Annotated in this window: 18 protein-coding genes; 7 read left to right on the top strand and 11 right to left on the bottom strand. The window is 41.3% G+C overall.

The genetic code is table 11. The annotated features are described in order from the left end of the window. Positions 1-2: 2 nt before the first annotated feature. The 3 genes from M5U24_RS09090 (at position 3) to M5U24_RS09080 (ending at position 2,428) form a co-directional block, all read left to right on the top strand. Positions 3-1,265, top strand: coding sequence for a glycosyl transferase (locus M5U24_RS09090; protein ID WP_099326023.1), 1,263 nt, complete (start codon positions 3-5; stop codon positions 1,263-1,265). Between the two features lie 35 nt (positions 1,266-1,300). Continuing rightward, the gene (gene mobB, locus M5U24_RS09085) at positions 1,301-1,852 is read left to right on the top strand and encodes a molybdopterin-guanine dinucleotide biosynthesis protein B (protein ID WP_157820637.1); all 552 of its coding nucleotides are present in this window, start codon (positions 1,301-1,303) and stop codon (positions 1,850-1,852) included. A 66-nt stretch (positions 1,853-1,918) separates the two neighbouring features. Then, positions 1,919-2,428 (top strand): cytochrome P460 family protein, encoded by a 510-nt coding sequence (locus M5U24_RS09080; protein WP_230405697.1) that lies wholly within the window; start codon positions 1,919-1,921, stop codon positions 2,426-2,428. A 255-nt stretch (positions 2,429-2,683) separates the two neighbouring features. Here M5U24_RS09080 and bshB1 read toward each other — a convergent pair whose 3' ends face one another. The 6 genes from bshB1 to M5U24_RS09050 form a co-directional block, all read right to left on the bottom strand. Continuing rightward, positions 2,684-3,370, bottom strand: coding sequence for a bacillithiol biosynthesis deacetylase BshB1 (gene bshB1, locus M5U24_RS09075; RefSeq protein WP_099326025.1), 687 nt, complete (start codon positions 3,368-3,370; stop codon positions 2,684-2,686). A 406-nt stretch (positions 3,371-3,776) separates the two neighbouring features. Then, positions 3,777-5,090 (bottom strand): 4Fe-4S binding protein, encoded by a 1,314-nt coding sequence (locus tag M5U24_RS09070; RefSeq protein ID WP_230405815.1) that lies wholly within the window; start codon positions 5,088-5,090, stop codon positions 3,777-3,779. Between the two features lie 53 nt (positions 5,091-5,143). After that, positions 5,144-6,400: an ISL3 family transposase gene (locus M5U24_RS09065; protein ID WP_099326027.1), complete on the bottom strand. Its 1,257-nt coding sequence runs from the start codon at positions 6,398-6,400 to the stop codon at positions 5,144-5,146. Between the two features lie 327 nt (positions 6,401-6,727). Next, on the bottom strand, positions 6,728-7,165 hold the full coding sequence (locus tag M5U24_RS09060; RefSeq protein ID WP_099326028.1) for a DUF296 domain-containing protein: 438 nt from the start codon (positions 7,163-7,165) through the stop codon (positions 6,728-6,730). 139 nt (positions 7,166-7,304) lie between these two features. Beyond that, positions 7,305-8,507 (bottom strand): PatB family C-S lyase, encoded by a 1,203-nt coding sequence (locus M5U24_RS09055; RefSeq protein ID WP_197705218.1) that lies wholly within the window; start codon positions 8,505-8,507, stop codon positions 7,305-7,307. 192 nt (positions 8,508-8,699) lie between these two features. Beyond that, complete coding sequence (locus M5U24_RS09050; protein ID WP_099326030.1) at positions 8,700-9,749, bottom strand: Glu/Leu/Phe/Val dehydrogenase dimerization domain-containing protein; 1,050 nt, start codon at positions 9,747-9,749, stop codon at positions 8,700-8,702. A 390-nt stretch (positions 9,750-10,139) separates the two neighbouring features. On the opposite strand from M5U24_RS09050, the gene M5U24_RS09045 reads away from it, so the two are divergent. Further along, the gene (locus M5U24_RS09045) at positions 10,140-14,291 is read left to right on the top strand and encodes a DEAD/DEAH box helicase (RefSeq protein ID WP_099326031.1); all 4,152 of its coding nucleotides are present in this window, start codon (positions 10,140-10,142) and stop codon (positions 14,289-14,291) included. Positions 14,292-14,465: 174 nt separating this feature from the next. Here M5U24_RS09045 and recQ read toward each other — a convergent pair whose 3' ends face one another. From recQ to M5U24_RS09030, 3 genes are all read right to left on the bottom strand, one after another. After that, positions 14,466-16,622: a DNA helicase RecQ gene (recQ, locus tag M5U24_RS09040; protein ID WP_099326032.1), complete on the bottom strand. Its 2,157-nt coding sequence runs from the start codon at positions 16,620-16,622 to the stop codon at positions 14,466-14,468. 152 nt (positions 16,623-16,774) lie between these two features. Beyond that, positions 16,775-16,918 carry a hypothetical protein gene (locus tag M5U24_RS09035; protein WP_157820638.1) on the bottom strand — a complete coding sequence of 48 codons (144 nt, stop codon included), beginning with the start codon at positions 16,916-16,918 and terminating at the stop codon, positions 16,775-16,777. A 25-nt stretch (positions 16,919-16,943) separates the two neighbouring features. Further along, entirely contained in the window at positions 16,944-18,944 is a 2,001-nt protein-coding gene (locus M5U24_RS09030; protein ID WP_164995411.1) for a tetratricopeptide repeat protein, read from the bottom strand. A gap of 298 nt (positions 18,945-19,242) precedes the next feature. Here M5U24_RS09030 and M5U24_RS09025 point away from each other — a divergent pair, with 298 nt between their 5' ends. Beyond that, a complete protein-coding gene (locus tag M5U24_RS09025; protein WP_099326034.1) occupies positions 19,243-20,349 on the top strand; it encodes a trypsin-like peptidase domain-containing protein in 1,107 nt (368 codons plus the stop codon). Positions 20,350-20,667: 318 nt separating this feature from the next. On the opposite strand, the gene M5U24_RS09020 is transcribed toward M5U24_RS09025, so the two are convergent. Both M5U24_RS09020 and M5U24_RS09015 read right to left on the bottom strand, forming a co-directional pair. After that, positions 20,668-21,942 (bottom strand): HD domain-containing phosphohydrolase, encoded by a 1,275-nt coding sequence (locus tag M5U24_RS09020; protein WP_099326035.1) that lies wholly within the window; start codon positions 21,940-21,942, stop codon positions 20,668-20,670. Between the two features lie 24 nt (positions 21,943-21,966). Next, on the bottom strand, positions 21,967-23,709 hold the full coding sequence (locus tag M5U24_RS09015) for a DUF1858 domain-containing protein (RefSeq protein ID WP_099326036.1): 1,743 nt from the start codon (positions 23,707-23,709) through the stop codon (positions 21,967-21,969). A 453-nt stretch (positions 23,710-24,162) separates the two neighbouring features. Between M5U24_RS09015 and M5U24_RS09010 the strand changes: the two genes are divergently transcribed. Together M5U24_RS09010 and M5U24_RS09005 are read left to right on the top strand one after the other, a co-directional pair. Next, positions 24,163-24,537, top strand: a complete 375-nt coding sequence (locus M5U24_RS09010) for a response regulator (RefSeq protein WP_099326037.1) — start codon at positions 24,163-24,165, stop codon at positions 24,535-24,537. 77 nt (positions 24,538-24,614) lie between these two features. Further along, positions 24,615-25,139 carry a chemotaxis protein CheX gene (locus M5U24_RS09005; protein ID WP_157820639.1) on the top strand — a complete coding sequence of 175 codons (525 nt, stop codon included), beginning with the start codon at positions 24,615-24,617 and terminating at the stop codon, positions 25,137-25,139. Positions 25,140-25,156: the final 17 nt, after the last annotated feature.

Raw genomic sequence — 25,156 nt, 5'->3', positions numbered from 1 at the left:
TTATGGCTGATTTTCATCAGGAAGGAACGATTACCACGTTACATGATATATACAGGGTCTTTGATCCAAATGAGTATTTAAAAAGTTTGGAGGAAAAGCTTGAGGATTATGCACGCCAGGTAAGCATTTGTCTTTTGCTGCCCTGCCTTTACAGTGAACTTGAAAATACGGAAGTCATGGAACGTATTGTTGGCGAAATTAAAAAAGTCCGCTATTTGCGTAATGTTGTTATTGCCCTGGGAGGCGCTCCGGATGAAGAGAAGTTCCGGGATGCAAAAAAATACTTTGGAAGGCTTCGTACAACAAAACGCGATGTTAAAATTGTTTGGGTTGAAGGGCCACGCATTCAGAATGTATTTCAGCGCATCCGGGAACGTGAGATTCAGACAGGTATTCAGGGAAAAGGCCAATCAGTGTGGATTGCCCTTGGTTATATACTTTCAAGGGGCAATGTGGACGTCATAGCACTTCATGATTGCGACATTGTAACCTATGACCGCATATTTTTAGGGAGGCTTATTGAGCCTGCCGCAAATCCGAATAACGAGTATGAGTTTTGTAAAGGGTATTATGCCCGTGTTTCACTTACGGACAGATCAATCAAAGGCAGGGTGACAAGACTGTTTGTAGTTCCTTTTGTCGATTCAATGATGAGAATTATGAATACGCATGGACATAAAGAACTAGAGCGTTTTTTCGGATATCATCGTATATTCAAATATCCGCTGGCCGGAGAGTTCAGCCTAAGCGCCCGACTTGCAAGGGGTATTAATATTGCTTATGATTGGGGTCTTGAGGTGGCTACGCTATCCGAGGTGTACCACAATACAATGAACAGAAAAATCGCACAGGTGGATCTCTCCAAGAACTATGAGCATAAACATCAAGATCTTTCTGCTGACGATTCAAGCAAGGGATTACACAGAATGGCAGTGGATATTGCCACCTTCTTTCTCCATTATATGCGTTCTCACGGAGTGCCACTGGACGATGCCTTCGTTGATATGATGCTTCATACCTATTACGATAATGCCCTGAAATTTATTAAGTATTATAGCGATGACGCAGAAATGAACAATCTGATTTTAAATCGTCATGAGGAGGAACTTGCCGTGCGACATTTTCGTGGCGTTTTATGGACGGCATGGGAGCAAAGCAGAGGGCCTAGAGAGGCAACCCTTATTCCTTCATGGAACAGGGTTACGTATAGCCTTCCTGATATATATACGAATCTCTATGAAGCTGTAGAAAAGGATAATGAATAGTATGGTTTGATAAGGTGCGATTTGAGATTTAAATCGTGAATGAGGTATATTATAGAAACAGGGATAATGCTATGTATGCAAAAACACCGATTGTGTCCTTTGTAGGAAAATCGAACAGCGGGAAAACAACGCTTATTGTAAAGGTCATTAAAGAATTAAAATTAAGGGGGCTTAGGGTTGCTACCATAAAACATACCCATCATAATGTTGATATGGATACGAAAGGCAAAGATAGCTGGAAACATTCACAGGCGGGAGCAGATGCCGTCATCATTGTCTCTGAAAACAAGATGGGTCTTTTTCGGACGACGCAAAAAAGGGTTCTATTAAAGGAAATGGTGGAAACCTATCTCAGGGATTTCGATATAATAATACTTGAAGGATATAAGACAGAACCCATTCCCAAAATAGAAGTCTTTAGGACAGAGAACGGCGATCAGATGGTGTGCCGGGATGATGAACATTTAATTGCTGTAATAGGTGATAAAGACCCAATAATGAATGTACCTTATTTGCATATTGATGCGGATGTTCGAAAGATTGTGGATTTTATTATGTCATATCTGAAAATAAATGTATCTGTATAAAACCCTGCAACAGCCTGCATAAATTACCCACGGCAGGTTCAGAAAGAGCGGAAGGACAAAATCAATATGAACAAAAGTAAAACAATCTGGTTTCTTATTGTGATAATAGCGGTTATTTGTTTCACATCGCAAAAAAGGGGAACGGCTGAAATGCCCGGCATAAATGAAAAAATAAATGCGCAGAGATTATGGGAGTATATGACAAAAGAAAATCCCTACAAATGCTATCCGGCATGGCCAGGTAAAGAGGGCATTTATGAGAGCACTATGCCTCCCGGTGATATTCTGCGGCTGTATATAAACGACCTTGCCCTGGATACCGTTGTCAACAAAAAGAGAATATTTCCCAACGGCTCTCTCCTGATAAAAGAAATCTATACAGAAGAAAATAAGTTGTCTTTGCTTACCGTGATGTATAAAGAGAAGGGATTTAATCCGCAAGGAAATGATTGGTACTGGGTAAAATACGGCCACGATGGGGAAGTTAAATTGGAAGGAAGGGTCGGGCTATGTATAGAATGCCATGTGGGCGTTGCAGATAATGACTATGTATTCACGGGAAGTATAAAGAAATAAAAAGCGTGAATGGTAACGTTAATATTAATCAAACCAATGAAATAAGGCATTCTCGATCTTTGAACAAAACTCGTTGGTTAGTAAGAATTAGAATTAAACCACACAGTGTAACTATTCAGCGTAAGCGATACACGGCTCGTTCCCAAACTCCAGTTTGGGAATGCATTTGTTCAAGAAACTCCGGTTTCTCGCCCGTTTGCTGATAGATAGGGAATAAAATCACAGGGTTAAGACAGTTTGTAATTTGTCAAGTTTTTAAAGGATATCGCGTATATCCTTCAGGCCTATTGGTTCGTGGCTCGCAAATGGTTCTCCGTAGTCAACGTGAATAAGGCCTCCATAATAACCGTTCCTTTCCTTAATCATCGTGCTGATGTATTTCCACCTGGCAGCATCGTACACAAACTGTGATTGATACACGCGCATACTATCGAGTTTTCGTACAAATTCATTGCTTATATCTAAAATAAACGATGGATTGATAGTTACATTTAAGTGATAGCAGAAATAATAAAAGATGTGTGATGGATAGAATGGTTCTCCCGGAATTTCTGACTTGCTGAGCTTTGCATAAAAACGGGATGCCTCTCCGATTTTAGATGCTTGAACGTGGTCAGGATGGGCGTCAACCCAGTAAGGCAAAAATACAATCTCCGGGCGTATTTTACGGATTACCCCGGCGACTTCTTTGCGAACTTCTATGCCGTCCATAAGATAACGGTTGGGGAATTTTAATACCGTTCTGCTCTTTATTCCCAGCAGATTTGAAGAACGCTCCCACTCTTCTTTCCGTGTTTCAATGCTACCATATGGGGTGGGCTCACCGTTTGTCAGATCAACAATGTGAACGTCGTAACCAAGCGAAACAAATTTAAGAATACTTCCGCCCATACCTATTTCCACATCATCAGGATGTGGTCCAATGGCAAGAATCGTAGACATATTATGGCCCTTTAAAAATTATCGGTAGAGAAACAGATTCAGAGATAACAATAGTACCTTAAAAGTTATTTATTTACAGTATTTGGCAAAATATTTAATGGTGAAATCCGAAATGCTAAATACGAAACCCGAAACAAATTCCAAAATCTTCCCCTTATCCCCCTCCAAGGGGAGAATGTTCCCCGCTTGCGGGGGTGCAAGGGGTGGTTGTCCCCCTTTGGAGTGGGGTCGGGGAGGATTTTGGAATTTGTTTCGTATTTCACGCTTCGTATTTTTTATCTCGTGTTTGTTTGGTTCAGGCTATGCCAGCATAGGGTACGACAATTTTCGGAAAATATTGCCACTTATGTAAAGTCATAACCACCACTTGATTCCATGCCTTGAAAAATAGGGCAGGGAATGGCTATTATTCCGTTTCAAATTTTCCTTCTTTATGGGTGTATTTCGGGTTGTCAAGTTCTGCTGATCTGAGAATAAATTCGGTGTCTGAAATTTTAGTGTACCAATGCCCGGTTACCCTTGCAGTATTTGTCAGGATAATAAAGAAACCGACCAACATCGCTGCATACAGCCAATAGTTAATCTTTTTCCTTTTTCCTGCAAGTTTCATATCCAATGCGCCGTTTACCGGGCAAACATTGACACAATCGTAACATGCAAGACATTCATGGGTGAGAACGTGGTCCTTCTTTTCAACGACAATATATGACGGGCATGCCTTCGTGCATTTTCCGCAATCAATACATTTTTCTTTGTCCCTGGTTATTGTAAAAGGGCTTATGTATGCAAGGATGCCGAGAATGGCGCCATACGGACAAAAAAATCTGCACCAAAAATTCTTGCTTACTACCGATAGCATCAAAAAAACAAGCACCACAACAAGGCCAATACCTGACAGATTAACAAAAAACTTTAACATCTTTATATCGGCGACCCGCATAAAAGGCGCACGTTCGTATAAAACTTCCAGTTGCTCAACAGGTATTTTTATAACAACCATCTGTAGGAAAAAGGCGAGGATTGAATATTTCCATGCCCTTGCAATGCAGTCATTTACTTTATCAGACCAATATTTTCGCGGAACGGCGAAAGGCAGGATCATTGCAACAATAAAGGCAGGGATCAGTTCCCTGAAGAAAGGGGATTTGAAAAACTCCATAGTGATGACTTCCAGGAGCATTAAAATGATAATGGGGGTAAAAACCAGACTCAGCCCTGCCGTAAAACGGGTAGGGATATTACGTATTAAGGAACTGACCCGCCTGGGGAGTTTGTTCAAAAATAAATCGCCAAGTTTCCACTCCCATTCAGAAATAGTGCCAACGGGACACATCCAACTGCAAAAACCCCTTCTAAAAAAAACGGCCATCAACAACAATGTTCCAAAAATAACAAACCCTGCAGGGTGGATGTCATTAATTTTGCCTGTTCCGAAAAAGTACTTTGTCCCCATAAGAGCGCTTATCGGCAGGAATGATTCAACTCCTGGCGGCCTTGGCAGATAAAATCCTTTCCCGCCCGCCTCACAATATGCAACAAAGGTATAAAATTGCCAGCCAATGACAATAACTAAAATTAAAAATGCTATCTGAACAGACCAGCGCAGCTTTTGAGAAGTGAATTTTTTGCGCTTTCGCTGCCCCCTTTTTGTAGTGTCAAAACAAATATCTGCACTCTTCGTTACTTTTATAGTTTCGGTTGTTGAATACCATTGTTTCACCTCTTCCAAACAGCAAGCCTCCCTTAATTGTGATCTTTTAATATAAAAATGCCTCATCCGCAGAATCTGTGGGTAAGTATTGGTTCCGGCAAATTACCAAGAGTATGATACAAGGCTGTTTGCAGGCATTCCAGAGATTTATAACCATAAGCCTTTCTCATAGTCAGTTTCGCCTTAAGGTTAAACCCCTCAACCGTACCGGAAGAAAGTCTGCCATCAGCCTTGAACCAGTTGAGAATGAGCTGCTTGTGATTGCGCAACATCTTTGCCACTTTTTTCATAGGTTCCAGGTTGGTTTTTAGGGTTCTCGTAATCCAGTTCTCGAGAAACCTGTCTGCATACGCCGGATACTTATACTCCCAAAAACGCTGAAAATCTTCACGCATTAAATATGCCTTTATTGAACTCAGGTTGATCTTAACTATCTGGCTTAACCGTACCGTTTGCTTTTCTGTCAAGTTCTCAGGCCTTTTCAACAGTAACCAACGGCTCTTTTCCAAAACATTGTCTGTGCCTTCATCCTTGAGCTTTTTGACCTCTTCCCTCCGTATCTGGTCTATGGCTTCATTGAATTTCTTCATGATGTGGAAACGGTCAAGAATATTAAGCGCCTGGGAAGCCTTCTTCGCTATCACCTTCAGGTACGGCGACCACATATCGCTGCAAACGAATTTGATTCTCAGACAACGTTCTCTACCTAACTCCATGAAAAACTTCAGCAGGGTCTTTGCCTTCCGCTCAGGGCCACTCCATAAAAGCCTTTTGGCATGCGAATCAAGCTGATATACAAGGGTTAAATACTTGTGGCCACTCCAGACTTGTATCTCGTCTATTCCTATTTCCGTTATATTCTCCAAGTCCCTGTGGGCAAGGCCGTAGGCAACTACAAACTGCACTGCCCTATACACACTGTCCCAACTGGACTTGAATATCTCGGCTGTCTCTTTCCAACTCAGGCGTTTAGCCCATCGAGACAGGAATACCTTGTATGTGGTGGTCATCTGCTCCTTACCTTCTGACCAGGGAATTCGCTCTACATGGATTCCGTCCACTGGACAGGCGGCGCGTCGCGGGGAATATCGGAAAAATACTTGAAACCCCCATAATGGCGGATACTCGTATAACCGGGACGGCTGTGTATCATACCCAGACGCTCTCTTCCCACATACTGAACATTCAGGCTTGGCATTTACCCTCGGCTTTATATCTGCTACTAATGCCTTTCTACCATTTATGACCTCGAAACTGACTGCTTTGTAAACAAATGACTTGAAATTCTCTACCGTATTTAATAATGTCTTTATCTGCATTGCCTCTCCTTTTGGGTTAAGATGCTTTCTTGATAAAAAACATCTTACTCCCTTTGGGATGGCAATGCACCTTTTCTCTTACTAATCCTTACTTATTACCCACAGATTCTGCGGACGAGCCATAAAAATAAAGTAGGGTCGAAGTATTTGCCCGTTTGGGTATGAACGCATTTATGACAATTTACAGCGAATGCTTCGCCCCCACACTATGCTGCAAACAGCGCTATTATTAGAATTTTTCAAAAGACTAAAGTGTTATAAAATTATGATAATCGAAATCAACCTTTATCTGCAAGTATTTTGATTTTGCATACTGCAGTAAGGAGGTTAACAAATCTTCAGCAGGGACATTCCCAGCGCCGGGTCAAATTCACGTACTGCATCTATTCCACAGAGTTCTAAAATAACAACTTCAAGCACAAGGAATGTTTCAGTTTTTTCCCTGAGACAACCAACTTTTACCGCATCACCCTTTCCGAATGCGCCATGCAAATGAACCTTTGGTTCCTCTCCCTGATAAAATACTGTGCCAAAACCCACTACTTCATGGCTTTCTCCAAGTTCTCTCCACATGGGCACCGGCGGGAGTGTATCGCTTTCAGCACCGACGACAAATTTACCTTCACGCATACCACCAACTAAATAAAGGACTGCTGCCAGGATTTTCTCCTTTTTTATTATGTGAATCACATTTTTCAACACATCTTCACCGTCCTCAAATTTGGCGACAACAACTTTTCCTATATTGCCAACACGGTATTTCATACAAACATTTTCCTCCCTACATTAAAAAATGCGTCAAGTTTTGCCAAATTACAAAAAGCAATGATAAAAATGTAAATTAATCTAATCCCTTTTTTTTTATATTTGCATTTATCCTGTTCATTCCTGTTTCTGTTTTGTGCTATAAATTTTTCACCGCGTTTTCTATCCTTCGGAGCGCTTCGGACAAAACAAAACGGGGACATGCAATATTCATCCTCATAAAACCCTCTCCGCCCTGCCCGAACAGATATCCCTCATCAAGGCCTACCTTCGCTTCTTTTGCCATGAAATCCCTGAGATACACCGGGTCGAACCCTAATTCCCTGCAATCAAGCCAGATCAGGTACGTGCCTTCCGGTTGTATTACCTTTATTTTTGGTATCTTTTTCTCAAAGTAATCAAACAGGAACTCATAATTTTTGTGTAAATATACAAGAAACTGCCCCAGCCACTCATCGCCATACCTGTATGCTGCTTCCATGGCAACAAACCCGAACACATTAACACCCGGCAGAATTCCCTTTCTCGCCTCCTGAAATTGTTTGCGTAATCCGGCATTGGGAATGATGACAACGGAGGCTTCAAGCCCTGCAAGGTTAAACGTCTTACTGGGGGAGATACACGTTATGGAATTTTGTTCAAATTCTTCTGATAATGCAGCAAATGGCGTATGGGTAATATCGGGGAAAAGCAGCTCGCCGTGTACTTCGTCCGAAACTATTATTGCGTTATGCCGGATGACTATTTCTCCCGTTCTGATTAATTCCTCTTTAGTCCATACCCTTCCGACAGGATTATGCGGACTGCACAGGAGCATCAATCTTATGCGATGCGGGATTGGTGGCCTTCCGTGCCTGATGGCAAAACAGGCGTCAAGTCCTTCAAGATCCATTCCATACCGTCCGTTCTGTAAAACAAGCTTGTTATTTACCACATGGCAGCCATTGTTCTTAATTACATTCCAGAAAGGATGATACACGGGGTCTTGGAGAATGACTTCATCTCCAGGATGAGTGTATGCCTTTACTGCAGCATATAATGCAGGCACAATGCCCGGAGTAAAAACAATCCATTCCGGATTCACCTTCCATCCGCAGCGTTTTTGCATTCTGTAGATAACCGCATCCACTACTGATGCAGGACGGGGAAGTGAATATCCATAGATCTTGTGGTCAGCCCTTTTTTTTATGGCGTCGGTAATAGGTTTTGCTATGGGGATATCCATATCCGCAACCCACATGGGAATAACCTCCGGGCTGCCAAAAAGCGACAAAGCCCCGTCCCATTTCGCACAATCAGTATTCTTCCGCGATATAGAATGGTCAAAATCGTATTTCATCATATTTAACGCAGAAGCATTGAGTCAAAATACTTTCAAAAAATAAAAAGGAACTACAAAAAATGTAACACTTGAGTTTTTTGAAAAATTCCAATAGTAACATTGTTTGCCGCACGATGTAGGAGCGAAGCATTTGCCCGTTTGGGCATGAATGCATGTATGCCAGTCATGGCAAATACTTCGCCACTACAGATATTACTTCTTCTTTGACGCCCTTTTCGCAGCTATTATCTGTCGGGCAAGGTCATCGGCAACTTCAGAGGTAGGCCTCCCCTCTTGCTGTGCTGTTTCGAAAATCCGTAAAGTTGCATCGTACAATCCTGATAGTCGCTTCATTACCTGGTTTGCATCATATTGACCAAAAATATCGCCCGAGGCATTGAGCATACCACCCGCATTAATCACATAGTCTGGTGCATAGAGTATGCCTCTGTCGCAGAGCATTTTACCATGACGCACTTCTGCCAGTTGATTGTTGGCGGCGCCGGCTACAATGCTTGCTTTTAGTTGTGGGATAGTATCATCGTTCAGTATGCCTCCCCTGGCACACGGGGAAAAAATATCAACATCCTGTGAGTAGATTTCTTCCGGAGCAACTACCTTTGCCCCAACGTTTTCGGATACATGAGCCGCAGCTTCCGGATTCACATCGGTAATGATGAGTTTCGCACCGGCTTCGCGCAGATTTTTACAAAGGTGCCGGCCTACATTGCCGACTCCCTGCACGGATACGGTAAGCCCATGAAGGCTGTCACGGCCAAGTTTATGTTTTACCGCCGCCCTCATGCCATGAAAACAACCAAGGGAGGTAAAGGGGGAAGGGTCGCCTGTTGTTGCTAAACCAAAGGCATAATCACACTCCCTGGCTAACAGCTCAACATCCTTTATGCCAATGCCGATGTCTTCTGCCGTGTAGTACTGTCCGCCTAACCGTTGTACAAATCCGGCAAAGGACGCGAGGAGTTTATCATTCTTCTCCTTGAACGGGTCGCCAATGATAACTGCCTTTCCTCCGCCAAGGGGCAAATCGGCGAGTGCGTTCTTGTAAGTCATTGCACGGGAAAGACGAAGCGCATCCAATAATGCCTCTTCCACAGAGGCATATGGCCACATTCTGCATCCTCCGGCAGCAGGCCCTAAAGTGGTGTCATGGATAGCAATAATAGCAAACAGACCAGACTCTCTGTCGTGACAAAATAAAACTTGCTCATGATTATCATATTCACTATTATCAAATACCGGCATATAAATAGTTCTCCTCTCTTAGTACCCTGGCAGTAATTTCTTTTGCATTTTTTGGCAAAATATTATAATGATGAAATACGAAACACAAAATACGAAATTTCAAAATATGGGTCACATAGGGCTTATAATACTTATATTTTTGAACATTTGAAATTTCGTATTTTTTACTTCGTGCTCGTTTGGTTTTTGTCCATGTTTTAATGCGATAAAACTAAGTAAGAATGCCAAATGTGTTCGATATAAGTCAAGGCAAATATTATTGTGTGGATCATATTGGCGGATTGATAAAACGGTAGAAACGTTATACCCTGAACGGTATAATTATACCTTGCATTTTAGCGTTTGAATTGGTGTATATTTTTCAATTAATTAAAAAGACAAAAGGCAGTTATGAGTCAAAAGTTACCGCAGAATTTCTCTGACATTTATGGACAACTTAATTCGATTGAGCAGTCTTTGTTACAGATTCTAGCCATTAATTATGCACCAATGACACAGGGGAATCTTTATTCAGTCGCGAGGAGGACAAAGGGGCTGCCAATTATTAATAAAGACCTTTTTAATATGCGGGATTTTAAATATGCTTTAGACAGGCTCGCAAAGTTCGACTTAATCGGGCCTGTGGGAACAGGTGTGGTACAATGCAAATCAGTTTTGGTTGATGAGATTTTGGCTCGTATCTCGAAAAACGATTATTTCAGAGAATTAGTTGACGCTGTGCAGTGTTGCGTGCCGGTACCGCCGTACGTCTATATCGATAGCCAGCTTATTGTCCGTGAAATTCGCATTGGGCTATATACAGGCAATGCTGATATTGTCGTGGAAAATCTGAATCGTAGTGCAAATTATTATGGAGAAAGATTTGATGCGAAAAAAGTGGTGGTGGACGTCTGTACCAACCCGCTTTTCCATGCAGAAATGTTTGATTCGCTGCATCCGGCCATAAAAAAAATTGTTTTTCAAAATATGGTGGATCATGCCATCATGAGCTATCGCCCGCTTTCTGAAGAGCAATGTGCATCTTTGGCAAAGTATGGTACGGTTGATGAACGTGAATATGTAATCATAAGAAATATTTATGCGATGTATCTCATATTCCGCGGTAATCTGACGGAGGCTGAGAATATTGTTCAAAAAGACTTTGGATATATGGATTTAATGCTTGCACAGGGGTGTGTGGCATTTTTAAAAGGGGAAAACAGCAAATCTCTGGCAATATATGATCAGGCATTAAAAGCTTTCCAAAAAAAAATGATAAAGAAAATTGGGTTTTTCACACAAATATTAGGATTATTTTATTTATTTGCGCTTGCGAAATCAGGGCAGCCGGAAGACCTGCGCCTGGCAAAGGAATTACTGGCGTGGGGGACAAGGAATGAACCCGAAAATTTAACAAATATGTGCAAACGATGTATCTACGCCGCAATTATTGCCCAAAATAATTTAATTCCCGAAGCAAAGGAAATACTTTCCGGGATTTTTTCTCACTTCCACAAGAACAGCGTATTTGCTTTATTTTATGAATTGGCGGCATACTGGATTGACGAAGATTTGGTGAAGTTACACGCGAAAACAAACAAAAGCCGTTTTGAGATCGCTAATAAGAACGGCTTTTTTCTACCCGCCCTTGTTCATGGCCGTCTTTTTTTAAAAAGTAAGAAAAACGCATTAATTCAACGAACCTGCGACCAATTGGCGGAGTCCACAGGCATTCAGGATATTACTGATAGTATTCATCGAAAAGAAGACTGGGAAAAAATGCTGAATGCGTTAATCGATTTATCTTTAAAAGAGAAAACCAACGCTTCTTCCAGGGAATGCAGGCTGGTCTGGATGGTTTCCCTGGACAAAAAATATATTCAGATAACCCCTAAAGGGCAGAGGCTCAATAAAAACGGCAAGTGGAGCGCCGGCAAAAGAGTCTCGCATAAAAACCTCCTGGAAGGACTGGATTATATGACCTCGCAAGATCGTAAAGTAGTGCAGGTTTTTATTGAAACGCCGAAATCAAACATGGACTACTATGGCCATTTTTACAGTGAAAATCATGAGAAAGCCCTTCTTGCACTTGTCGGACATCCATTGGTATTTCTGGAGGATTCGCCGCATATTGCCGTTGATTTGGTAAAAGGAGAGCCGGAACTTATTGTGGGACAGACAAAGCGGGGATACAGCCTGCAGTTTTCGGAAACATTTAAAGACACTGGTATTGAAGTCGTTAAAGAATCGCCGACACGGTATAAGATTGTTGAGATAAAGGATGAACATGTACGGATAGCAAAGTTTATGGGTAAGCGGCAAATTTCGATTCCCGCTAAGGCAAAAGAAGATTTGATAAAGGCAGTGAGCGGAATTTCCTCCCTTATAACCGTTCACTCTTTCATTGAAGGTGCGGATGAAACTATTCCAACAATCGAGGCAAGTGCAAATACATATATCCACTTACTTCCGGTGGGGCATGGTTTTAAACTTGAAATATTTGTAAAGCCGTTTGTAACCTCCCCACCTTATTTTAACCCGGGTGCCGGGGGGAAACACGTTTTTACAGAAATCAACCAACAGCGTGTGCAAAGCAGCCGTGATCTTTCACTTGAGAAGGTCAATGCGGAAAATATAATAAATGCGTGTCCGTCGCTGCAGCAATCAGGCAATACCCAATGGGCATGGCTTTTTAATAACAACGAAGATTGTTTGCAGATTTTGTCAGAACTGTATGAGGTTAAAGACAGGGTTACAGTGGAGTGGCCGGAAGGAGAAAAATTAAAAATACTGGCTGTCGCCTCATTTCCGCAGTTTAGTATGAATATCAGCCATGAAAATGACTGGTTTTCCGCTTCAGGAGAATTAAAAATTGACGACGATTTAATCATTAAAATGAGTGATTTGCTGGACTTGCTCGATAATGGCTCCACCCGGTTTATTCAATTGAAGGATGGCCAATTTCTGGCGCTTGCAGAACAATTTCGCAAACGCCTTGAAGAAATGAATGCTTTTGCAGAGAGAGGCAAAGACGAAATAAGATTCCACCCCTTAGCCACAGTGGCTCTGGAAGATACACTGGAAGAAATCAAACAATTGAAGGTTGATAAAGCGTGGAACGATAACATTGCCCGTTTAAAAAAAGTACGGGAGAGAATTCCTGCAGTGCCTACCACCCTGCAGGCGGATTTACGAAATTATCAGGTGGAAGGATTTCAATGGTTGTCACGCCTGTCTGACTGGCGGGTAGGCGCATGCCTTTCAGATGATATGGGGTTGGGTAAAACCATTCAAGCCTTAACGGTAATCCTTGAACATGCAAAGGAAGGTCCGTCGCTGGTTATTGCCCCGGCCTCCGTTTGTATGAACTGGATATCTGAGGCCAGCCGGTTTGCCCCTACGCTTAACGTATCTATTTTCGGGGAAGAAAAAGACAGAAAAGAGGCCATTAAAAAACAGGGGCCTTTTGACCTGCTTGTTTGCAGCTATGGCTTGCTGCAACAGGAAGAAAAAATACTCGCCGACAAAAAGTGGACGATTATCATACTGGATGAAGCCCAGGCGATAAAGAACTCCAATACCAAGCGGTCAAAGGCGGCGATGGCGCTGAAAGGGGATTTTAAAATTATTACTACCGGTACGCCAATTGAAAACCATCTGGGAGAACTGTGGAATCTGTTTCAATTTATTAATCCAGGTCTGCTGGGAAGCATAAAAAGATTCAACGAAAAATATGCAATTCCCATAGAACGGGACAAAAGTCACCAGGCAAGACTGCGGTTAAAGAAACTTATCCAACCGTTCATTTTAAGGAGAACAAAGGCACAGGTATTGGAAGAACTTCCGCCTAAAACGGAAATCACCCTTTCGGTGGAGATGACGCCTGAAGAATCCGCCTTCTATGAAGCATTGCGGCAAAAAGCAATAGACAACATCGAATCTTTTGATTTCGGAAAAGGAGAAGGATATTTGCGGGTATTGGCGGAAATCATGAAACTTCGCCGCGCATGCTGCCATTCCAGGCTTGTTGTTCCCGGCCATTCTTTAGAAAGCTCAAAAATCAGATTGTTTGGAGAGGTTGTACAGGAACTTATGGAAAACAATCACAAGGCGTTGGTATTCAGCCAGTTTGTTGATTATTTGGCGATTATCAGAGAATATGTGGAAGGCCTTAATATTTCTTATCAATACCTAGACGGCAGCACGCCGATGAAAGAACGCAAAAGAAGTGTAGATGCGTTTCAGTCGGGAGAAGGAGAATTATTCCTGATTAGCCTAAAGGCCGGAGGGCTTGGTCTGAATCTGACGGCTGCTGATTATGTGATTCATATGGATCCGTGGTGGAACCCGGCAGTGGAAGATCAGGCGTCAGACCGGGCGCACCGGATAGGGCAAAAGCGCCCGGTTACGATTTACCGTCTGGTAACAAAGGGAACTATAGAAGAAAAAATAGTCAACCTTCATCAGCACAAACGGGAATTGGCCGACAGCCTTCTCGAAGGAAGCGATATGAGCGGCAAAATTACTACGGAACAATTATTACAACTGATTCACGGGCAGTAAGTGTATTGAATAGTGTAGGGGCGAAGCATTTGTTATAAACGGTCGTTGCTTGTTCCTTACCTGATATCTCAGCCCACTAAATTCTCATGTAGTGCGACGAGTTTCGTCGTACTACAAATGACAATTTCCAGTTTCGAAAGGTTAAAGTGTTACCAACTTATTGAGAAGTTACTATCAATCCCCTTTTTCCATAGAATATCGTATCTTTGCCCTGACTAATTTTATTTCATCGTAGGAATACTCTTCTCCTAATTTTTCTTTAACAGGGGTTAACGCCTCCATACCCAGTTCTCCCAGCACCGTGCGGATTCGTTGCTGTTTTGCCGGAGCAACAAATTTATCTATGGAGACATCTTCTCCCGCGATTATAAGCGTTTCAAGATGAGTGGCGATTGTAGATGTTGCAAGGCCTCTTTTCCCGGCTATTTCCCGAAGCGAAAGATTGTTTTTATAGAGTTCCAGCGTTGTGTAAACAGTGGGAGATTTCATTTGTTTCCTCAAGGTTGCCTGCCGTCTGGAGTTCGCCTCTTTTGGCGTTATCTGGTGTTGTCTGCAATAATTGCATATTTCTTTTAAGAAAAGGTCTCCGTATTTTCTTAATTTCAGTTCACCCATACCGCTGATTTTTTTTAAATCAGAAGCTGTTTGTGGATACCGCATCGACATTTCCTTTAAACTTGTGTCATGGAAAATAACATAAGGAGGCATAGACTCCTGGTCTGCAAGCGTTTTTCTTAGCGTCCTCAAACGTTCAAACAACGCCAGATCATAATTCTTATCTTCTCCGGACACGGCCAACGAAGCGGTTTCCTCTGGTTTTACCAAAAGAACCTTCTTCTTGCCTTGCAATACCTCACGGCTCTGGCTGGTCAGTTTTAAGACGGGGTATCTGTCGCCTTCCTGCGCCAGATACCCCAACTGGATCAATTCACGGGAAAATGTTAGCCATTGGGATTTTGAATATTCCTTTCCTATGCCAAACGTTGTAAGAGCTGTATGGCTATTTTGCAGTATTTTCTGGTTTTGCGAGCCTAGCAGGACGTCGATAACGTGATGCATGCCAAAAGATTCACCCACTCTATAGACACACGACAACAGTTTTTGCGCAGCAACTGTTCCGTCAAATTGTTCCTTTGGGTTAAGACAGGTATCACAATTTTCACAATTGTGCGTAGTAAATTTTTCTCCGAAATAATCGAGCAATATCTTTCTCCGGCAAACGTTGCCTTCGCAATATGACACGAGCGCCTTTAATTGTTGATATGCCGCCTGTTTTTCGTTTTCATCCTCCTTTTGATGTATAAAATATTCTATCTTAATCTTATCTGCATAACTGAAGAGAAGGATGCAGTCGCTTTTTAGCCCGTCTCTGCCGGCGCGTCCTGTTTCCTGATAATATCCTTCAATGCTTTTCGGCAAATCATAGTGAATCACGTAACGTACATTCGGTTTATCGATGCCCATGCCAAACGCAATGGTTGCTACAATAATCTCTATGTCTTCACGAATAAAACGCTCCTGATTTTCTGTTCTCATTTCAGCGGACAATCCGGCGTGGTAGGGAAGGGCGCGATACCCTTCTCCCTGTAAACTCCCTGCCAGGCTTTCAACTGTTTTACGTCCCTGACAATAGATGATGCCCGACTCCTTCTTTCGTTCTTTTAAAACACAAAGAATCTGGTGGTATGGATTGTCTTTGGGTATGATCTGATAAAAAAGGTTTTTTCTGTTGAAGCTGGCATTAAAGACTTTGTAGTCGGTCAATTTTAATTGCGTTACAATATCTTTCTGCACGGAAGGCGTGGCGGTGGCCGTCAATGCCATGAACGGCGTCTTTGGGAATTTCTCCCTCAACATCTTTAATTGGCGGTATTCCGGCCTGAAGTCATGTCCCCATTCAGAAATACAATGCGATTCGTCTATTGCGAAAAGGGAAACTTTCAATTCCTGCAGGAACTGAAGGAATTCACGCATGGCAAGCCTTTCGGGGGCGATATAAAGAATCTTGATTTTACCCTCCAAAAGGTCCCTTTTTCTTGCCGCAACCTCGCGGGCATGCACGGAGCTGTTAATGAATGTTGCGGAAATGCCGTTTTCCGTTAATCCATCCACCTGATCTTTCATCAAGGCAATTAAAGGAGATATAACAACCGTTATTCCATCGAAAAGCAGTGCGGGCAATTGATAACACAAAGACTTGCCGCCCCCTGTAGGCATGAGGACAAAGAGGTCTTTTTGCTCCAGCACCCACCGGATAATATCTTCCTGAAGCGGATAGAACTTTGAATAGCCAAAATATTTTTGTAACGCCGAATAAATACGGTCTTTCATTTTATCAATACATCCTAAACTGGCATAGCCAGAACTAAACAAGCACGAGATAAAAAATACGAAATTCGAAGTACGAAATACGAAACAAATTCGAATAACAAAGCATAAAATCCAAAACATACAACAAAAAGAAATTACTGCTAAGGCACTAATCAATTGCAAGATGAATCTTTATGGCGTTTTCCACCTTCGAGTCCATCACCAAGAGTGTCTTCCCATTCCTTGTATAATTCATAATCTTCATTAACTGCCTCTTTATATGCAGCCTCTAATTTATTTCGGAGCCTTTTCTTCATGCAATTTCTTTTTCTCTCCAACGCATTATTTATTCGTTTTCTGCGCAGCTTGAATTTTTTCGATAGTTCTCCGTATTTCCGCTGCTTCATCACCGTCGGGATTCCGCTTCAGAAATTCCTGGAAATATGCTATCGACCTTTGTATATCTTTTTTATAAGTGAGATAAACCATGCCGAGGTTTTTATATGCGGTTATATAGTTTGGCTGCAGACGCAAGGTTTCATTATATGCCCTGATAGACTCCTCAATCATACCGGCATTTGCGTATGCCGTTCCAAGGCAGCTATGCACTTCGGGATGGTCCGGTTCGTACTTCACAGCAAGCCTGAATTCCTCTATTGAGTCATTCAAAAGTCCTTTCTTGAATAAAGCAAGCCCTAAATTAAAATGGGCGTCATAATAATGCGGTTTTAGCCTGATTGCCTCTTTAAATTTCATTATTCCTTCGTCGATATTCCCCAAACTAATAAATATATTGCCCATATTATTGTGCGTGAGGGCGGAATCTGGATTTGCCCCGAGAACAAGTAAATATTCCTGCATCGCCTCTTGCTGCATGCCTTTTCGCTGATACGCCATACCCAGGTTGTGGCGATATTCAGGGTCTGCTTCCAGCGAAACCGATGTTTGAAATTCATGGAGTGCTGGATCAATATCTCCTTTCCCGAAATAGATCATTCCAAGATTATTATGCGCCCGTGCACTGTAAGGGGAGTCCTGTACGGTAGTTGACCAAAAGATGAACTGATCCCTCCAGCACCTGTTTCTATGCATAGTTGTTACTGAATAGGGGATTACCGGGATTGCTATCAATAAAACAATCATAATGGTTTGGGGAAGGTTTTTTTGTTTCACCATGGCTTCTTTGCTTCCGGAAAGGAGTGAATACCCTTTTGTTGTTTTCCGACCCGCATCACTTTTTTTGAAAAATAGTAATGCACAGCCCTTTTCCCATGCGCTGTGTATTGTTAATGCTAAAATTATGCAAAAGCCTACAGAAGGAAGATAAAGATAACGTTCCGCCATTATATTGGCAATAGGAAGGATATTCATTGCCGGAGTAAGGGTGACGAAAAACCATACCGTAAAGTAAAAGAACGGTTTCGAATAGAAATAAAACCGGCAGGCAATGATTCCCGCAACACATAAAAAAACCATACTACAAAGAAATGCGGGGGCAAGGGGAGTTGTTGTATGGGCGATCATATATTCAGCGTTGAAATGTACTGGGATGAACAATAGTTTTATGTATGCGGCAACCACCTTTGGCATGGTGAGCATATTAACGAAAAAACTATCTTCCGGATAGGTCAACTGTCCCTCCGCAGGATTATGCAACAGCACAAACCTTATAAGAAGATAAAAAATACTTACCGCCAGGAAACCAATATAATAGCGAACGGCATTCTTTTTTATTTGTGCGCTATCCCCCAATATCCAATCGAAGAGGAAAACCATCAACGGCAAAGTAATTGCCATTTCTTTCGAACATAATGCGAAAAGGTATAAAAAGAGCGATGCCGGATACAGCAGGAGGTATCTATGGAAATTTTTGGTTGAATTAATGAATAATAAAAGAGCGCCAAGAAAAAATACAGTAGTAAGGAGGTCTTCCCTATAACTGATTGCGTTTACTGTTTCAGTCAGGATTGGGTGCATGCTGAAAAACATTCCCGCCATAAATGAAACAGTTTTTTTCCGAATAACGGCAGACGTTATAAAATAAACAAGTATGACGGCAACGGCATGGGATAGAAGATTTGTCAGATGATACCCAATGGGATTGAGTTTCCCTATTGAATAATCGATGAAATATGAAATGGTTACAAGAGGACGATACGTTGCTTCCCCTGAAAGTTTAAAATATTCAGACGTAAATAAATCCCGGAAATTTCCCCAATCCCTGATAAAATAATTATCGGTGACCGTAAATACGTCGTCATAGACAAAGTCGTTATTGAGAGAATTGAGGAAGGCAATAAAAGGCAGGACAATGAGTATGGTTAATGGTAAAATTCGTAACATGTTATTGGTCATTGGTCAGTTTGTGATGAATTTCTTAATCTGTATAATCTGTGGTTTCCCTTTTGTATTTCGTGATTTGACCTTGTTTGTTTTTGGTTATGCCAGCTTTGGAAATAGGAGTTTATTTGTTATTCAGATATGATCATTTTTTGTATTGTACACTGAAGTGGTGTTTTTTTTAGTAGAAAAAAATGCAGCTTCTTTGCAATTGTTACAAAACCCATGCTTGACAAAGCATCATACAATTATAAATAATTAAACCGTAAAGGAATTTTCATCTACCTTGAAAGGATACGATATGAACAAGAAATACACAAAATTTCTCCCCTACTTTTTTTTAATTATAGCAGGATTATTTTTTTACCACGCGACAGGAAGTTTATCACGCGATAAAGTAGTGTTCCGTCCTGTAACACCATCTCCAGGTGAATTTAGCAGCGAGGAGCAGGCTACCATAGACATTTTCAAGATGACCTCTTCTTCTGTGATATATATTACAAACAAACAGGTGCGAAGGGATTTGTTCTCACTGGATGTCTTCAAGATTCCGCAGGGTGCCGGTTCCGGTTTTATCTGGGATGAAAACGGTCATATCGTAACTAATTTTCACGTTATCTACAATGCGAATGAAATAGATGTGACGTTGAACGATGGTTCTGTGTGGGATGCCCGCCTCGTGGGCGTTGACCCTGACCATGACATTGCGGTGCTTAGGATCAATGCGCCAAAAACAAAACTGATACCTGTACTCATAGGTACTTCTTCCGATCTGCAGGTGGGCCAGAAAGTACTGGCGCTCGGCAATCCATTCGGTCTGGATCTGACCCTTACAACAGGGATTATCAGCGCGCTTGGAAGAACGATTGAGGCGATGACGGGAAGAACCATTTTTGACGTTATTCAGACAGATGCCGCTATTAATCCTGGAAATTCAGGAGGCCCCTTGCTGGATTCCTTTGGAAGAGTTATCGGAATGAACACATCAATTATGAGTCCAAGCGGTGCGAGCACAGGAATTGGATTTGCGGTTCCCATTGATACAATAAACCGTAATGTATCTCAATTAATTGCAAGGGGGAAAGTAGAACGTCCAGGTTTGGGCATTACCCTTGTTCCAAATAACATTACAAAACAGCTTGAAATACAAGGGGCATGTATTCTTGAAGTCATTCCAAATGGGGCGGCAGACAAGGCCGGTTTACAGGGAACAAAAAGAAACAGGACGGGCAGCCTCCTCATGGGGGATGTAATTATAGAGGTAGAGGGAAACAAGGTGAATAATTCTGAGGATCTCATCAAGGAGTTGTCCCGCTACAAAGTGGGGGATAGTGTTACATTAAAGGTTTTGCGGGATAAAAATGTCATGGAAAAAAGAATTAAACTGCAACCCATTGATAGTAAATAGTACTACAGCGACATTTTATTCTTACGTCCTCCACAAAAATCGGCAGAGTATTAACCATGACAGGGTTGTTTCTTTCATTTCCAACATCTGAAATAAAAATGTCGCGGTGGTGATAGTTTCTTAATAAAAATATTTTCTCATACGCTCTGTCCATGCGGTATGAGCCAATACCTTATAACCGCCGACTATTTATGTAACACTTTAGTTTTTTGAAAAAGTAGGGGCGAAGCATTTGCTGCAAATGCTTCGCCCCTAACACTATGCGGCAAACATGGCCATTATTGGCCTTTTTCAAAAAACTAAAGTGTTACATATTTATTATTCGAAGTGCAGGAGTATGCATTCTGTTTTAAGGTATTTTTCTCTTGCTTCATCCTGTGCGGCAATACGAGCAGAATTAATTTCATTAAAATGCAAGAGTAGTGCTGAAACAATATTGGGATCGAGTTTCGATTCTTCTCCCAATTTTTTAAGCTCTTCGTGTATTGTTTCGCCGGAAAATTTATTCCGGTATGGTCTGATTTCTGTGAGGGCGGTAAATACATTGGCAACTGCCAGGATTCGCGCTCCCAACGGGAGAAGATCCTCTTTGACATGGAAAGGATAGCCTGTCCCTGATAACGTTTCGTGGTGATACGACGCCCACGAAACAATATCCTTGAAAGCCGCGATGCTTTTAAGGATAAGATGCGTATAGAAGGGATGCTTACGAATAATGCCAAACTCCTCTTCCGTTAACGGTTCTTCTTTTTCCAACAGCTCTATCGGCACCACAAGCATTCCGATATCGTGTACATAACCGGCAATTTTCATCCATTGGCATTCTTGTTTTGAAAAACCGACAAATTGCGCCAATTTTTCAGCCGTAGCCGCAACGCCGGCAGAATGCGTGGCAAAAAAAGCGCTTCTGAAATCTACAATTCTTGAAAATACCTTAGAAAAGGAAACAAGGTGCTCCATGTCCAATGAAATAGAAGGCATTTTTACCCTGCCGGACAGAATTACATAGAGCAGTGACGAAGTGGCTTCAAGCCAGAAATACTCCTTTTCTGCTAATTTCAGAAAGGCATCTACCAGTTCCGGCATGAACATTTTTCCGGATTGTGCCTTTATCTTTTCACGAATACTGTCCACCTGCCCGAGTATTTCTTCCTGTTTATTTATTAAAGTAGAAACCCTGTCCGCAATATGTAATATATAACTGCCATATGGCACCTTTTTTCCCGATTTCTGTATTTTATTTTTTTTATCCCAGCGGACGTGATGAAATCGTATAAGATTTGCGATGGAACTAAATGGTTTAAATTCGTTAAGGAAGAGGTATCCTAATTCTTCATGTTCGTGAGGAAATTCGCTTTCAAATTTAAGAAGGTCCATCCTTTCTGCACGGCAATAACATCCAATATCATGTAAAGCCCCTGCCAACACGAGACCTCTTTTTTCTTCCATGGATAACCCCAGTTCTTCGCTGAGGCTAAAAGCGATATAAGCAACTTGCATGTGATGATTTACCCATGCGGGATTAACCAAATCAACGGTTTCTGATAAACCCGTAGTTAAATCTAATAAGGATATTTGTGATTCTTTTGCCATGGTTTGAAAAGGGGCAGGAAGGGATTATTTTTTGTCGGCGATTCTATCGTTAAGGGACTGGATAAATTTTTCTCTATCTACATTATGCATTTTTGCAGCCATATCAATCGTTGCTACTCTTCCCATCGTATTCCTAATAACAGGATTCGCCATTTGGCTGAATCCATAATCAAGAAATATCTGCAATGTTTCAGGATATTGGTCCACAATATCAAATACCTTCGTATCCTTGTCGACTACCGTTATTTTTTTAATTTCAGAAGGCTTAGGTTGTTCCTTCGTGTTCATAGTCTTCCACAAATTGTATCCAAAAAAACCTATCGCGGCCAGCTCAAACCATCCCGATGTTCCCACAATACCGTAAAAAATAGGTTTTCCTCCGCTTATCCCGACGGACATTTGGGAAAATACCCGGATAAAACATCCTGTGTTTAAAAGTATGAAGGTAATATGTGAAAGTTTAATACTGTGCATATTTATGCCGGTAAACGTTGGAACCATTTTTGAAGCATAACCAATCATCATCATCGTAATAAAACCAACGGTGACGGCATGATTAAACGAACCATGAAATTGCTTTAATATCTCTGTTTTATTATGCAAAAAAGGCATGGTAATGAGTATTAGCATGCTGATGATAAGCCATATGTAAGCAGCATGTATCGTTTTTGTATAACTCCTGTCCATTACAACACCATGAAGTTCTTTTGTAGACCTCTCAAAGACGCGCAAACCGTAAATGAATGAAAAAACGGCGAACGCAATGAAGAATACCACCAATTGTGAAAACCGCAGTGCAATGACACTTTTGCCGGCAAAAACGCATGTAATAAAATAAACTGGTATGGATGCGTTAAGCATCCAAAAACTGAGGTTAATCGCCTTTTCACGGACAGGCTTAATGTCAAGAAAAGCATATACTGTCCTTATATTGACAGCAAAAATAAACATAAAAACAAAACCAAAGAGGTACAAATGTACGTAGGGGCTAAAAACTGATTTGGGTATCTCCTGAACCGATTTATTATATAAATAAAAAACCATCCCCAAGTTCACCAATGAGGAAATCAACAACCACAGTAGTCCTGCCTTGAAAAATTTGTCGAATATGCCGACCTTTTCCTGACTGGAAGATATCGTACTAAAAAGAATGAAGGAAAACAACAGGACTGCACCAATCTCAAACATCGCGGATGCAGGAAGCAGGAATCTTACAGAACTATACGGAACAGGCTGCACGACGGCCCTTAAAACAATGCCGATAATGATGAATCCGAAGCAGACATTTACCAGATTTTTGTGCCGCAGTTCGGTATTTTTTACCCTCGGTATGATGTATAAAGCAAACCCCATAATAAAAAGTCCTACCCATCCTACTAACTGGGCATAACCATGCGCCTGGATGTGGGCATAGTGCGTTGCGTTGAAATTCAATTTAATCGCAATATAACTAAGAATAACGGCACCAAATGTTACCCCTACGGTAAGTGTAAATAAAATCGCAGCTTTCGCGAACTTTTCATATACCTTATCTACCTCTAACAGAGGAAGTTCAACATACTCCCCTCCGCCTTTTTCAATGGCTTCATTTAATTCTCTCACCAACGTGTCATAATCAACCTCATGTGCCTTTGCAAAAAAAGCTATTGGCTCATTAGGTCCCCGCACACCGCCGGCAATGACCAGGTTATACTTTTTGAATACTGCAAGTGTTTCCGGATGCGCCTCTATAAGGTCTTTAATTACGGTATTTTTATTTATTTCCATAAGTGTTAATAAAACAAATTTCTATAAACCTTTCAAGAAAATTAAAAATAAACCGTTAATATTATTTATAATACTGCCGTATCTTTTGAAGAAACGGATTGGAAACACTCAGATTTTTCGTGTCGTGCATTAAATCGAAGGGATGGTAATTTTATCTGTCATTTCCTGCATGTCAAAAATAGTATCACGATTTTCAGAAGCTCTGGAATTTCCTAAATTTTATTTAAAATCTTTACCTTAATTCTGTATAATGCCGCCTTTAATTTAACTTCTTAGCGCAACTAATTTGAGATTTGGTTTTTGTCTTTTTGAATATTTTCCGTTTATTGGACGTACTCAAAAACTTACAAAAAAAGAGGTTTTTACAGATTGATAATATATACTGCTGTAACTTACTGTCTACTATAAGAAATATATTCATTTTAATCTTTAACAGAAGGAGATAAGAGTGTTATGCCAAAAGTATTAATAATTGATGATTCCTCCGTAATGCGCAAAATGATCCAGAGAAACATTCAACAGTCCGGTTTGATGGTTGATTCATTTGTGGAAGCAGGAGACGGAAAAGAAGCTCTGGCTAAAATTGCCGCAGATAGCAGCATTGACCTGATTCTTTGTGATTGGAACATGCCCAATATGACAGGTATTGAATTTGTGAAGGCACTCAGGGGCAGTGGAAACCAGACCCCTATTATAATGTGTACTACTGAAGGCAGTGACGCAAAAGTAGTAGAGGCTACAGGCAGTGGTGCTAATGGCTATATCACAAAACCATTCACCCCTGACCAATTAAAAACCAAATTAGGTGCTTTTTTACAAATTAAATAGAAAAGTACCTTCTTAATAGCTATTTGCGCCCGGGCAATTTAAAAAAACCGAAAAAGAAATCAAAAGGAGCTTACACAATGGATCTTAAGGGGATCATGGATGGGATTACTTTAGATATTAAGGAAACAACGAAAATATTATTTGAAACAATGATTATGCTGGATTTAAACTATGGAGATGCTTCGCTCATTGACGAAACACAGATTAAAACTGATGTTATTGGCATGGTAAGCTTTACAGGCCAGTATCACGGGGTAGTCGGTATATTTTGTTCAAAAAAATTTGCGCTAAAAGTAGCCTCCAGCATGTTAATGATGGAACTGGAGGAATTCAATAACGACGTGAAAGATGCCGTCGGAGAAGTATCTAATATGATCGCCGGAAATATTAAGACCAAAATGTCAGAAAAATATGGCGAAATGCACCTTTCTATCCCCATTGTAATAGCGGGTGAAGGCCTTTCCATTACAGCGGTCGGCAACGTGCCTACCGTATCAGACACCGCCTTGTCATGCTTTAGCAAGGACCCATGGTTGATGACGTATTTTAGCGCAGAAAAAGAAAAATTTGGCGTAGGTTTGCTGTTGAAAGAGTCAAAATAATAATTTATTTTCCCTAT

The organism is Candidatus Kuenenia sp., from assembly GCF_027493735.1.
Classification (GTDB): domain Bacteria; phylum Planctomycetota; class Brocadiia; order Brocadiales; family Brocadiaceae; genus Kuenenia; species Kuenenia stuttgartiensis_A.
This window is presented reverse-complemented; position numbering and strand designations above follow the sequence as displayed.

Bases quoted from the DNA above. Each gene is read 5' to 3' on its own strand.
- M5U24_RS09090 (WP_099326023.1), top strand. From the start codon at position 3: ATGGCTGATTTTCATCAGGAAGGAACGATTACCACGTTACATGATATA.
- M5U24_RS09080 (WP_230405697.1), top strand. From the start codon at position 1,919: ATGAACAAAAGTAAAACAATCTGGTTTCTTATTGTGATAATAGCGGTT.
- bshB1 (WP_099326025.1), bottom strand. From the start codon at position 3,370: ATGTCTACGATTCTTGCCATTGGACCACATCCTGATGATGTGGAAATA.
- M5U24_RS09065 (WP_099326027.1), bottom strand. From the start codon at position 6,400: ATGCAGATAAAGACATTATTAAATACGGTAGAGAATTTCAAGTCATTT.
- M5U24_RS09060 (WP_099326028.1), bottom strand. From the start codon at position 7,165: ATGAAATACCGTGTTGGCAATATAGGAAAAGTTGTTGTCGCCAAATTT.
- M5U24_RS09055 (WP_197705218.1), bottom strand. From the start codon at position 8,507: ATGATGAAATACGATTTTGACCATTCTATATCGCGGAAGAATACTGAT.
- M5U24_RS09050 (WP_099326030.1), bottom strand. From the start codon at position 9,749: ATGCCGGTATTTGATAATAGTGAATATGATAATCATGAGCAAGTTTTA.
- M5U24_RS09045 (WP_099326031.1), top strand. From the start codon at position 10,140: ATGAGTCAAAAGTTACCGCAGAATTTCTCTGACATTTATGGACAACTT.
- recQ (WP_099326032.1), bottom strand. From the start codon at position 16,622: ATGAAAGACCGTATTTATTCGGCGTTACAAAAATATTTTGGCTATTCA.
- M5U24_RS09035 (WP_157820638.1), bottom strand. From the start codon at position 16,918: ATGAAGAAAAGGCTCCGAAATAAATTAGAGGCTGCATATAAAGAGGCA.
- M5U24_RS09030 (WP_164995411.1), bottom strand. From the start codon at position 18,944: ATGTTACGAATTTTACCATTAACCATACTCATTGTCCTGCCTTTTATT.
- M5U24_RS09025 (WP_099326034.1), top strand. From the start codon at position 19,243: ATGAACAAGAAATACACAAAATTTCTCCCCTACTTTTTTTTAATTATA.
- M5U24_RS09020 (WP_099326035.1), bottom strand. From the start codon at position 21,942: ATGGCAAAAGAATCACAAATATCCTTATTAGATTTAACTACGGGTTTA.
- M5U24_RS09015 (WP_099326036.1), bottom strand. From the start codon at position 23,709: ATGGAAATAAATAAAAATACCGTAATTAAAGACCTTATAGAGGCGCAT.
- M5U24_RS09010 (WP_099326037.1), top strand. From the start codon at position 24,163: ATGCCAAAAGTATTAATAATTGATGATTCCTCCGTAATGCGCAAAATG.
- M5U24_RS09005 (WP_157820639.1), top strand. From the start codon at position 24,615: ATGGATCTTAAGGGGATCATGGATGGGATTACTTTAGATATTAAGGAA.